This window comes from Synechococcus sp. H55.9, from assembly GCF_047462355.1.
In the GTDB taxonomy this organism is placed as follows: Bacteria; Cyanobacteriota; Cyanobacteriia; order Thermostichales; family Thermostichaceae; genus Thermostichus.
This window is the reverse complement of sequence record NZ_JANSJB010000021.1, coordinates 1-11,301: the sequence shown is the minus strand read 5'-3', so window position 1 is coordinate 11,301 and position 11,301 is coordinate 1. Positions and strand designations below refer to the sequence as shown.

Genomic DNA, 11,301 nt, shown 5'->3' with positions numbered 1-11,301 from the left:
GTGTTCTTGTTAACATCTGGTAGCATTTTCATGGACACAACCTGATACTGTCTGCCTGCAAGCTTCTTCGCGGTTGGTTCCAGGGGAAGTCTGGTTTCGCCTGGCATCCGCCGCCTTTGAGTTGTTTGGGTACTGATCGGGTCTTAAATGACTGCAGCTCAAAAAGTAAAGAAAAGAAAAAAAGTAATTGTCTATGCTAACAGCTCCTCAGCGGTCTTCTCTCGACGCCTCCGAGCCGCCAACGCCATCGACAGCCGCGGCTCCCCTATCTTTGACTAAAGCTAGTATTGGCGATACTGGATCCCGAGCTGTGGGTGCGTCTATGGCATCCAAACATGAAGATGTTAAAGCTCAAACTGCTGCACTGTTGCGACTGTACCACCAGACTCGGGATCCGGCCCTGCGCAACCGGCTGGTGGAAATGAACCTGGGCTTGGTGCGCAAAGAAGCCCATCACTGGAGTAACCAATGCAATGAGGGGTACGATGACTTGGTACAAATCGGCTGCTTGGGTTTGATTCAAGCCATTGAACGCTTTGATATTACCCGTGGCCTGGCTTTTAGCTCTTTTGCCATGCCCTACATTCGCGGAGAAATTCAACACTACTTGCGGGACAAAAGCTCCACCTTGCGGATCCCACGTCGCTGGACGACTCTGCAGCGGCAAGCCAAGAAGGTGATTGCGCGCCTGCGGCAAGAGTTGGGCCGTCCCCCCTCTGAGGCCGAGGTGAGAGAAGCTTTGCAACTGACGGACCGGGAATGGCAAGAGATGGAACTGGCTCAACAAAATAGCCTTTTGCTCAGCCTTGATGCCCCCATTCAAACCGGGGAAGATAGCGTTGCTCTAGGCGAGGTCGTTCCAGATCAACGCTACCGCAGTTTTCAACTGGCCGAAGAAGATCGCATTCGCCTACAACATGCCTTGGCCAAGCTGGAAGAGCGCACCCGCCAGATTTTGGAATTTGTCTTCTTCTACGACCTCACCCAAAAAGAAACGGCAGAGCGGCTGGGGATCAGCGCCGTTACTGTTTCCCGCCAGGTCAAAAAGGGGCTGGAACGCCTGGCCAAGTTGTTGAATCAAGATATTTTTTGATATTTTTTAAAGTGTTTGGGCCAAGGCGATTGACGGTGCTTTCCCATCCAGTAAAATGCCGGAGCCTCGGTACTGCAATAGATTGCTAGACTAATGGGAACACCGATCAAAATATATTTGATGAATAGAAAAAAGCGCTCTTCTCGGGATCAACCCTCAGCACCTCGCGGTTTCAAGCCCAAGCTGAACCACAACTTGCTCGGCAGGGATCCCTTCTTCCACGGCCAGCCCAACCGGCTCAGCTTGGCTCCTTATGTGCGCACCTTGCCCTCGGTTGTCGATGCCATGCTGGATTTGGCCCAGGTGGGGCGCGAAGATGTGCTGTACGACTTGGGCTGTGGGGATGGCCGCATCCTCATTCGAGCGGCACAGCGCTTTGGCACGCGGGGTGTGGGGGTGGATATCGACCCGGAGCGCATCCTCGAAGCCCAACAGCGGGCCCAAGAAGCCCAAGTTCAGGATCGAGTCATCTTTCTCCAGCAGGATTTGCTTAATTTGGACTTAGCCCCGGCGACAGTGGTGAGCTGTTATTTGCTGCCCCGCTCCCACCTGCTGATCCGAGACAAGTTGCGCTCACAGCTCCGGCCTGGCGCCCGCTTGGTTACCCATTCCTTCGACATGGGAGATTGGCCCCCCACCGCCACCACCACCGTATCGGATGTCATCAACACCTACACCATCTACCTGTGGCAGATCTAGCCCTCCCAGGCCATCACTTCCCAAACAGCCGCAGAAGGCTGGTGCAACACAATCCGGTTGCCATCGGGATCCTGAAAATCCACCTCCTGTCCGTGAAAAGCTTGCCGCAGGGGGGAGATGGAGAGCCGGTAAGTTTTCGACAGCCCCTCCAGCGTTGTCAGGGATCCCTGTAAATCCTGCACCTGCAAGCAGAGGCTCATCGCCCCGGCTTGAGCAGCAAAGTTGGGGTGACGGCTGCCATAAAGGCCCAGCCGCAACCCTGGCAGACGAAACTCCACATACACCGGCTCCCCCTCGGTTGGGAGCTGAGCTTGAGGAGGGATCCCCAAGAGAGCCTGATAGAAGTGCTGTAGACGGGGTAAATCCGGGGTAGCCACGCTAACCAAGGCACCGGAAATCAGCATTGCAACCGCGTGGGGTAGTTCTGTTGCTTTACCCTAGTCTGGCTCAGGGCTCGAGAACAGAGTGAGCCACAGCCGCAGGCACAAAGGCAGGAGCGGCCAAGCCCGAGGTGAGCAAATAAGGCCGCACCAGCGCCGCCAAGCCGGCAATGAACAGCGGGTCGGCATTTAGGGCGGGCACCCGGCGAAAATCGGCGATCCCAACCTGGTGGGCCAGCTCCCGATACTCGATGTCGATCTCCTGCAGGGTCTCGATGTGCTCCGACACAAAGCTAATCGGCACCACCAGCAACTGCTTCACCCCGCGCGCTCCCAGCTCCGGGATAACCCGTTCGGTATAGGGTTGCAGCCACCGCACCGAACCCACCCGGCTTTGGTAGGAGAGGGTGTGGTCATTGGGGCGCTCCACCTGCTGCCAGATCAGCCGCACACAAGCTTCCATTTCCTGTTGGTAGGGATCCCCGGCCTGGGTGACATAGCTTTCGGGAATGCCGTGAGCGCTAAACAGCACATGCACCCTTTCGGGATCGGCAAACCGATCCAATTGTTCCCGAATGGCTCCTGCCATCGCCTGCACGTACTGAGGCTGATCGTACCAAGAGCTGATCTGGCAGCGCTCGATGCGGCCCAGCTGCGGGTCTTCGGCCCAGAGCCGATCCAGCAGCTTAAAGCTGGAGCCGGTCGTGCTGATGGAATACTGCGGGTAGAGCGGCAGCACCACCAGGCGGGTGATCCCATCCGACTTGATCTGCTGCACCACCGACTCGATGAGCGGGTGCCAGTAGCGCATGGCCACATACACCGGCACGTCGTATCCCTCGGCCACCAGGTGGGCCTGCAGTTCTCGCGCTTGCTCGGCTGTGATGCGCCGCAAGGGGGATCCCCCCCCAATGGCTGCGTAGTTACGCCGGGATTTTGCGGCCCGCAGCGCGGAGATGGCCCAGGCAAAAGCCCCCTGCAAGAAGGGAAACGGCAGGCGGATCAGCTCGGGATCAGCAAATAGGTTGTAGAGAAAGGGCTGCACATCGGCCTGGGTCTCTGGTCCCCCCAAGTTCAGCAGGAGCACGCCGCTTTTGGACATAGCAAAACTCAATCATCGTTCTTTATCCACTGTAGGGGGTCTTATCCCACAGCGGGAAAGTGGCCTTAAGTTTTTTTGCAGCCTTTCTCATCCACCTAGCCGACGTTGGTGAAAGCGGCAACAGCAGGCCAGCCTCACCTGATGGCGCAGCGAAGTGAAGCTATCGTATACCTATACGCTTGGCTCTGGGACATTGAGCCTCGTCGCCAAGCCTTCTGTCCCTCCCCTGCTGCGCCGTAGCGTGGGGTCTCTCGGAGAAAAACGATGAGTTCTCGCTACCTACTGCCCCCTGCCGAGCCCAAATCTGTCGGCACCACCTACATCCTTTGGGCGCTGGGCATATTCGGGATCTGTGGCGTCCATCGCCTCTATCTGGGCAAAACCGTGACGGGCATTCTCTGGCTTTTGACCTTCGGCCTGTTGGGCTTCGGCCAGTTGATCGACCTGTTTCTGATCCCGGGCATGGTGGAAGATTACAACTTCAAGCTGGCCGTCCTGCAAGGAGTGCGGCCCTCTCCGGCTCCCGCAAAAGCCGTCTCGGCCCCGCCTCAGCCTTTGAAGGGTCAGGCTTTGATGCGGGAGATCCTGCGGCTGGCGCAGCAGCGACAAGGGATCCTCACCCTCTCCGAAGTCGCCATCGAGCTGCCTGCTGACTTTGACGAGATTGAAAAAGCGCTGCGAGAGCTGAGCCGGCGGGGCATCGCTTCTCCCGAGAACAACTTGGCTACCGGCGCAGTGGAGTACCACTTCCCTCACCTGTTGCGCTCCCCTGGCGACCGGCGCTCCCTCTGACAACGTCCTACTGGGATCCCAAGATGCCCCGCTGTTTGGCCAGTTGCATCGCCCGGCGAAAGGCCAGCAGGCCCAGCCCGAAGTAGAAAAGGCCGCTGGCCAGAGCCATGAGCAGCCGCAGGGGATCCAAGCCCGCCTCCCGCACCATCAGATCCCGCAGCAAGCCGGCCCCTGCCGTCATGGGCAGCATCTGCCCCAGCCACTTCAGGGATCCCGACCACTCTTCCGTGGGGGTGGCCAGGAGAAAGAGCAGGCCGAATTGGCTGAGGATCAGCAGTTGTTGGATGCGCTTCCAAATCAAGGCAGCAGATCCCAGCAAAAACGAGAAGCCATAGGCCCCCAGCACCACGCTCAAGAGTGGCAACAACAGAGTGGGAGGAAAGCGCAGCCGGCTGCCTGTCAACAGCAAAATGACGCCCAAAATAACGGCGACGACGGAAAAGCGCAACACCAAGCTGGCGCAGGCCCGCGCCAAAAACAGGGTGGCCGCCGAAAAGGGCGAGAGCAACACCTGCTCCAAGGTGCCTGTCTGGGCTTCTACTTGCAGGTTGAGGGCAATATCGTTCACCACAAAAATGACCAGCGTCCAGAGCACATAGCCGATCACCACCGCGTCCAACCGTTCGCCAAATTGGGAGGCCGGCCCCGCCACATACTGAGCGCCGGCAAAGAGGGCATAGAAGAAAAAGGTGGTGATCAGGATCCCGCCCAGGGCTTCTGCCGGATAGCGGATGTACTGGATCCAGGCCCGCTTCAGCTCCGCCCAAAACAGGTGTATCGCCTGCATCATCCTCGCCTATCCCCTCTTTTTAACAGCTTGAGGAAAACATGGGTGAGATCCGCTTCCTCGCGCTTGAGGCTGAGCAGGGGCAAGGGCTTGAGGATCTCCAGCACCTGATACAACGCCTCTGAAGAGCCGCCAAAGCGCAACTGATGGAAGCCGAGAATCTCCACCCCTTGCTGGAGCAGGCGCTCCGCCCGGCTGGGATCGAGGTCTTGTTCCAACTCAATCCGATAAGTACTGGCTGCGCCGGCAAACTGGCGGATCAGCTCCTGCGTGGGGGCCTGGCAGAGGATTCTCCCCCCCTCGATCACGGCCACTTGGTCTGAGAGGGCCTCGGCCATCTCCAGTTGGTGGGTGGTGAGGAGAATGGCCCGACCCGAAGCGGCAATTTGGCGGATCAAGGATTTCACCGCTTGCGCCGCTTCCACATCCAGCCCCAAGGTGGGTTCATCCAGCAACAGCAGAACCGGCTGGTGCAGCAGGGCAACAGCAATGGCCACCTTCTGCTGCATACCCCGCGAAAGGGTTTGCACGGCAACATCCCGTTTTTCCAGCAGGCCAAAGGTCTCCAGCAGCTCCAGCCCCCGTTGGCGAGCCGTTCTGGGGGATAGCCCCCGCAGCACGCCAAAATACTCTAAGTTTTGCAGGGGGGTGAGCCGCCAGTAGAGGTTGCGGTTGCCTTCCAGCACCGCCCCCACCTGGGCCAGCGCACCCGCATCGGCGTGGGGATCCCGTCCCAGGATGCGCACCGTGCCGGCATCCGGCTGGATCAGCCCAGCAATCATCTTGATGGTGGTGGTCTTGCCGGCTCCATTGGGCCCCAAGAAAGCCAGGATCTCCCCTGCCGCCAGCGTCAGAGAGACATCCACCACCGCCCGCACCTGCTTGCCCCCCTGCCGGTAGGTTTTCTGGAGGTGGTGAGCTTCGAGGACTTTCATGAGGCAAGGCAACGGGGAGTGCAAAAGTCCAACCCGAGGAAGGCCGGGCACCCATCCCAGTTTCTCACAGCAGAAGCCCCGCCCCGCAGCCAGGACTAAGTGGCTGTTGGGATCCCGGCCTCTATCCGGCTCAGGGCTAAGCTCATTTTGTCCAGCCACTGCAAAAGGTTCTCCAGTTGCTGCGCCGCAGGCACCATCCCCAGGCCCCGCACCGTCACCTTGCCCGGCTGGTAAACAAAGCGAGGCTGTAGGTGAGTGGGCAGCGCTTCCTTGAGGCGGTTCCAGGCGGGCTCCTCCATGGGAGTTTCCAGAAGCACATGCTCCTTGGCCGGCCTGATACGGGAAAAGCCCAGCCTGCGGGCCAAAATCTTCAGCTCCATCACCCGCAGCAGCTCCTGGGTAGGCCTGGGCAGGGGGCCAAAGCGATCCTGCCATTCCTGGGCAATTTGCAACAGCTCGACCCGAGAGCCGGCAGCAGCCAATTGGCGATAGGCCTGCATCTTTTGATCTTCGTCGGGGATATAGCTTTGCGGGATCATGGCGGTGACATTGAGGTCGATTTGCGTATCTTCCACCTGCGGGATCTCTTGGCCACGAATTTCGCGAATGGCCTCTTGCAGCATCTCCAAATAAAGATCGAAGCCCACAGCATTGACCTGCCCCGATTGCTGCGTGCCCAACAGGTTGCCAATGCCGCGAATCTCCATATCCCGCATCGCCAATTGATACCCAGATCCCAGTTGGGTAAATTCCTGAATGGCCTGCAGGCGTTTGCGGGCCTCTTCGGTGAGGATGCCATCTTCTCGGTAGAACAGCCAAGCATGGGCTTGGATCCCAGCCCGGCCCACCCGCCCTCGCAATTGGTAAAGCTGAGCCAGACCAAACTCCTGGGCATTTTCGATCAAAATGGTGTTGACACGGGGAATATCCAAACCCGACTCAATAATGGTGGTGCAGACCAGGATATCGATTTCCCCGTTGTTAAAAGCCAGCATCGTCGCTTCCAGCTCTCCTTCCGGCATTTGCCCATGGGCAATGGCAATGCGGGCGCCGGGCACCCATTCCCGCAATTTGGCGCTGGTCTCTTCGATCCCTTCAATGCGGTTGACAACATAAAAGACTTGCCCGCCGCGATCCAACTCTTGGCGGATAGCCGTGCGAATGACCTCAGGATTGTAGGGGGAGAGGTGAGTTTTAATCGGGCGCCGCGAGGGCGGGGGAGTTTGGATCAAGCTCATTTCCCTCAACCCCGACAAGGCCATATACAGCGTGCGGGGAATGGGGGTAGCCGTAAGGGTGAGCACGTCCACCTGGGTTTTGAGGAGTTTAATTTTCTCTTTTTGGTTGACGCCGAAGCGCTGTTCTTCGTCGATGACCAAAAGGCCTAAATCGCGAAACTGTACATCCTTGCCTAAAAGCTGGTGGGTGCCCACAATGACATCCAGTTCACCACTTTTGAGGCGGGCCAGGATCTCTTTTTTCTCGTCGGGAGTGCGGAAGCGGTTGAGTAAGCCCACTTGAATGGGATAGGGGGCAAAGCGCTCTTTGAGAGTGTGGTAGTGCTGCTGGGTGAGAATGGTGGTTGGCGCCAAAAGAGCTACTTGTTTGCCGGCGGTTACGGCTTTAAAAATGGCACGGATGGCCACTTCCGTTTTGCCAAAACCCACATCCCCGCACAGCAGCCGATCCATGGGGCGGGGAGACTCCATATCCCGCTTGATCTCCTGGACGGCGCGAATTTGATCCGGTGTCAGAGGATAGGGAAAAGAGTCTTCCAGCTCCTGTTGCCAAGGAGAATCGAGCGGGAAGGCATAGCCCTCCTGTTGGGCACGCTTGGCATAGAGTTCCAACAGGTCAAGGGCCACTTTTTGCAGGCTCTTTTTAACTTTTTGCTTGGTCTTTTCCCAGGTGCTGCCGGACATTTTGTGCAGCGCGGGGGGGCCATCGCCGCCGGCCCGGTAGCGGGAGAGGGAGTTGACCTGGTCGGCAGCCACCCGCAGCAGGCCATCGCTGTATTGAATGACCAGATATTCTCGGGTTTCGCCGCCGATGGTGAGGCTTTCCAGCCGCAGGAACTGGCCAATGCCATGGGCCCTGTGAACAACAAAATCCCCCGGCTTGAGCAGGTTGGGATCCACCTGGCGGGAGCTGGCCTGGCGGCGCTTGCGCACATAGGTGGGGGTGGCCAGGCTGTGCTGGCCGAAAAACTCGCGGTCGGTCAGCACCACCCACCCCAGCGTGGGCAGGAGAAACCCCTCCAGATCCGCTAGGCCGGAGTACTTCAGGGCCACCGGCGTGTAGGACTGGAGCTGGCGCTCGATAGTCGGAAAATCTTTGGGGTTGGGCACGTACTGGGCCGGGCAGTCGTGTTCCTGCAGCAGAGCCACGGCGCGGGAGGGCTGGGCGGAGAGAATCCACACCTGCAAGTGTTGCTTGCGGTACTCGCGCAGGGTTTTGGCCAGGGATCCAAACTGGTGGGGAGTGGCAGGGACAGGCCGGCTTTTGAGGTCGAGGACAGCTTCCCCCTCGCCAGCAGGGGCAAAGGCACGGACCAACAGGCGGGGGAAGGGATCCCACTCAGCGGCCTCAAGATCGAAGGGGCGGTGGAAGGGCACTAGAGCCGGCTCAGCAGCCTGGGCCAATTGCCACTGCTCCTGGGCGTGGGCTAGCCACTGCCGGCTGTGGGCCTGGCACTGCTCCGGCTCGTCGATCAGGATCAAGGTATTGGGATCCAAGTAGCTCAGCAGGTTGGCCGGTGGATCGTAGAGCAGGCCGAGAAAACGGCGCAGGCCTTCTGGGGGAGGCGATCCCTGCTGCCGCAGGGCGGGGGAGAGCTGCTCCATCTTTTCCTGCAGCGCTGGCCAGAGCATGGGCCCATAGCCGGTGGGGGTCAGCCAGACAGAAGGGATCCCATCTTGGGAGCGCTGGCTTACCGGGTCGAACTCCCGCAGCCGTTCCAGCTCATTGCCAAACCACTCCAGGCGCACCGGCCACTCGCAGGCCACCGGGAAAATGTCGAGAATATCGCCCCTTTGGCTCCACTGCCCCTCGCTTTCCACCAGGCTTACCCGCTGGTAGCCCAGCCGGGCCAACTGCTGCCCCAACTGCTGCGGCGACAGCTCCAGGCCAGGTTCCAGCTTGAGGCAGAAGGCCTGAAACACCTCTGGGGGGGGAAGATGGGGTTGCAGGGCCCGCTCCGTGGCCACAACGGCCATGCCCTTTCTGCCCTGGAGACAATCGGCCAGCACCTGCAATTGTCCCCACACCAGCTCCGGCTCCAGGTCAAACGGCTCATAGGGGGAAGCCTCGGAGGTGGGATAAAGCTGCACGCTCTCCCAGCCCATGCCCTCCAGTTGCGCCGTCCAGCGGCCTGCTTCTTCCAAAGTGGCAGTCACCACCAGCAGGGATCTCCCCTCCTGCTGGGCCAAAGCCGAGGCCATCAACCCCTTGGCGATCCGCCCTGCCCCTTGAATGGCTGCCTGTCGCCGCGATCTCAAGCGGGCGGCCAACTCTGGCATCAAGCCGGATTGGGCGAGAAAGCGCACCAGCGGGACAAACGACATCTTCCACCCCCCACTGCCAACTGGGATCTCCAACAAGCCGGGATCCCAATTCTGGCAGGCCCTGAGGGAAATTTGCATGGCGTTATCCCCGCCCCTCAACGGGCCATTTCGGGATTGCGGATCCCCAGAGTTCAGAACCCTCTTTATCCTGTAGTCTGCTTTACACGAAGAAAACCCCTTCTCTCAGGATCCTAAAGTTAACCTTTAGAGTCGAGCAGCCCATCGCTGATCTTGGTCAAGATGCAATCCTAGGAGGAACAAAAAAGATAGCCTTCCCGACCTCATCCAAATGGGTACGGATGTCTGCAGCGAACATACCTAGAGGCGTGCCTGCACAAACTGCAGCAGAGAGGGTTGGGAAAAGTTGAGTTTATCCATCCAAACTGGGTGCCAATCATGTTTCTAGACACCGTCGCACTTTCTCGACTACAGTTTGCCCTCACGGCCATTTTCCATATGCTATGGCCGGTTTTAACAACGGGACTGGCTATTTATCTTGTTGTTATAGAGGGCCTTTGGCTAAAAACCCGCAATCTAGATTACTATCGCCACGCTCGTTTCTGGTCAAAGATCTATGTGTTGAACTTTGGCATCGGCGTGGCCTCAGGGTTGCCGATGGCCTTTCAATTTGGCATGAACTGGGCCCCTTTTTCTGAGGCGGTGGGCGACTTCTTTGGAACCGTCCTTGGGTTTGAGGGCACGATGGCCTTTATGCTGGAGGCCAGCTTTTTGGGGATCATGCTCTTTGGCTGGGAGCGGGTGCCGCCGGTGATTCACTGGATCTCGACAATCCTGGTGGCCTTCGGCGCCAACCTCTCTACCTTTTGGATCCTGACGGCCAACTCTTGGCTACAGACGCCGGCAGGGGGGGTATTTGTCGATGGGAAGTTTGTGGTGCGCGACTACCTGCAGGCGATTGTCAATCCCTTCATGGTTAATAGCTTTCTGCACATGTTTTTTGCCACTTTGGAAACCTCTTTGTTTGTGATCGGTGGCATCAGCGCCTGGTACATTCTCAAGCGGCGGCACAGCGAGTTTTTTTCCCGTTCCCTCAAAGTGGTCTTGGCGATGGCTCTGGTGGTGGCCCCTTTGCAGGTGTTTATCGGCCACTTGAGCGCGGAGCAAGTGTATCGCTATCAACCGGCCAAGCTGGCGGCCATGGAGGCCCAGTGGGAGACGATCCCCGCCGGCGAACGAGCCGATTGGAGCCTGTTAGCCCTGCCCAACGACCGAGAAGAGCGCAACGAGTGGGAGGTGAAGATCCCCGGTGCGCTGGGCTATCTGCTGGAGTTTAAGCCCAGGCTGGATCGACCGGTGCAGGGCCTGAAAGCTTGGGATCCCCAAAATCGTCCTCACATGATTGGCCTCATCTACTACTCCTTTAGGACAATGGTGGCCATTGGCCTGTTTCTGGCCGGGCTTATGGGGGTGACCTTGATCCAGTGGTTGAGGGGCAAGCTGTCGGCGGAGGCCCTCTCCCAGCAGAAGTGGCTGATGTGGGCTTGGGTCTTCGCCGCACCCCTGGGATACATTGCCGTGGAGACCGGTTGGATCGTCCGCTGCGTGGGCCGGCAGCCCTGGATTGTGTATGGACAACTGCGCACCGCGGAATCCGTTTCGCCGCTGCCGCCGGGAGAGGTGCTGTTTTCTTTGGTCGGCCTGACTGCTTTGTATACGGTGTTTTTCGTGGCTGCCCTTTACTTTGGCAGCCGCATCATCCGCAGAGGGCCTGACCTGGAGCTGCCTGCCCCCGTTCCGGCAACCCAGCCGGTGATGGTGATCGAGCCTGCCCGCCACGAGCCGGATCGCCGTCCTGCAGAAGCTCGCTAGCGCCGGTGCAGCCCTAACAGAACCCAGACGACACCGCAGGCTCCTCATCCAACAGCAGCCAAGCCACTTGTCGATTTCCAACTCCCCTCTCCCAGAGGGAGAGGGGTTGGGGGTGAGGGG

Annotated in this window: 9 protein-coding genes; 4 read left to right on the top strand and 5 right to left on the bottom strand. The window is 59.0% G+C overall.

All coding sequences use genetic code 11. The features are described from left to right. Positions 1–193: 193 nt before the first annotated feature. Positions 194–1,093 carry an RNA polymerase sigma factor SigF gene (locus NW857_RS04670; protein ID WP_414368097.1) on the top strand — a complete coding sequence of 300 codons (900 nt, stop codon included), beginning with the start codon at positions 194–196 and terminating at the stop codon, positions 1,091–1,093. Positions 1,094–1,213: 120 nt separating this feature from the next. Beyond that, complete coding sequence (locus NW857_RS04665; protein ID WP_414334962.1) at positions 1,214–1,792, top strand: SAM-dependent methyltransferase; 579 nt, start codon at positions 1,214–1,216, stop codon at positions 1,790–1,792. Here the strand turns inward: NW857_RS04665 and NW857_RS04660 are convergent. Together NW857_RS04660 and hemH are read right to left on the bottom strand one after the other, a co-directional pair. Then, entirely contained in the window at positions 1,789–2,196 is a 408-nt protein-coding gene (locus tag NW857_RS04660) for a VOC family protein (RefSeq protein WP_414334963.1), read from the bottom strand. The two genes, NW857_RS04665 and NW857_RS04660, sit on opposite strands and share 4 nt — an antisense overlap. 43 nt (positions 2,197–2,239) lie before the next feature. After that, entirely contained in the window at positions 2,240–3,274 is a 1,035-nt protein-coding gene (gene hemH / locus NW857_RS04655; protein ID WP_414334964.1) for a ferrochelatase, read from the bottom strand. A gap of 264 nt (positions 3,275–3,538) precedes the next feature. Between hemH and NW857_RS04650 the strand changes: the two genes are divergently transcribed. Then, on the top strand, positions 3,539–4,066 hold the full coding sequence (locus NW857_RS04650; RefSeq protein ID WP_414334965.1) for a TM2 domain-containing protein: 528 nt from the start codon (positions 3,539–3,541) through the stop codon (positions 4,064–4,066). Positions 4,067–4,073: 7 nt separating this feature from the next. Here NW857_RS04650 and NW857_RS04645 read toward each other — a convergent pair whose 3' ends face one another. From NW857_RS04645 to mfd, 3 genes are all read right to left on the bottom strand, one after another. Then, entirely contained in the window at positions 4,074–4,856 is a 783-nt protein-coding gene (locus tag NW857_RS04645) for an ABC transporter permease (protein WP_414334966.1), read from the bottom strand. Beyond that, positions 4,853–5,788 carry an ABC transporter ATP-binding protein gene (locus tag NW857_RS04640; protein ID WP_414334967.1) on the bottom strand — a complete coding sequence of 312 codons (936 nt, stop codon included), beginning with the start codon at positions 5,786–5,788 and terminating at the stop codon, positions 4,853–4,855. The genes NW857_RS04645 and NW857_RS04640 overlap by 4 nt, the downstream gene beginning before the upstream one ends. Positions 5,789–5,883: 95 nt before the next feature. Further along, a complete protein-coding gene (gene mfd, locus NW857_RS04635; protein WP_414368116.1) occupies positions 5,884–9,351 on the bottom strand; it encodes a transcription-repair coupling factor in 3,468 nt (1,155 codons plus the stop codon). 396 nt (positions 9,352–9,747) lie between these two features. Here mfd and NW857_RS04630 point away from each other — a divergent pair, with 396 nt between their 5' ends. Continuing rightward, positions 9,748–11,181, top strand: coding sequence for a cytochrome ubiquinol oxidase subunit I (locus tag NW857_RS04630; protein ID WP_414334968.1), 1,434 nt, complete (start codon positions 9,748–9,750; stop codon positions 11,179–11,181). Positions 11,182–11,301 lie beyond the last annotated feature (120 nt).

Excerpts from the sequence above, each read along its gene's own strand:
- NW857_RS04670 (WP_414368097.1), top strand. The coding sequence starts at position 194 with ATGCTAACAGCTCCTCAGCGGTCTTCTCTCGACGCCTCCGAGCCGCCA.
- NW857_RS04665 (WP_414334962.1), top strand. The coding sequence starts at position 1,214 with ATGAATAGAAAAAAGCGCTCTTCTCGGGATCAACCCTCAGCACCTCGC.
- NW857_RS04660 (WP_414334963.1), bottom strand. The coding sequence starts at position 2,196 with ATGCTGATTTCCGGTGCCTTGGTTAGCGTGGCTACCCCGGATTTACCC.
- hemH (WP_414334964.1), bottom strand. The coding sequence starts at position 3,274 with ATGTCCAAAAGCGGCGTGCTCCTGCTGAACTTGGGGGGACCAGAGACC.
- NW857_RS04650 (WP_414334965.1), top strand. The coding sequence starts at position 3,539 with ATGAGTTCTCGCTACCTACTGCCCCCTGCCGAGCCCAAATCTGTCGGC.
- NW857_RS04645 (WP_414334966.1), bottom strand. The coding sequence starts at position 4,856 with ATGATGCAGGCGATACACCTGTTTTGGGCGGAGCTGAAGCGGGCCTGG.
- NW857_RS04640 (WP_414334967.1), bottom strand. The coding sequence starts at position 5,788 with ATGAAAGTCCTCGAAGCTCACCACCTCCAGAAAACCTACCGGCAGGGG.
- mfd (WP_414368116.1), bottom strand. The coding sequence starts at position 9,351 with ATGTCGTTTGTCCCGCTGGTGCGCTTTCTCGCCCAATCCGGCTTGATG.
- NW857_RS04630 (WP_414334968.1), top strand. The coding sequence starts at position 9,748 with ATGTTTCTAGACACCGTCGCACTTTCTCGACTACAGTTTGCCCTCACG.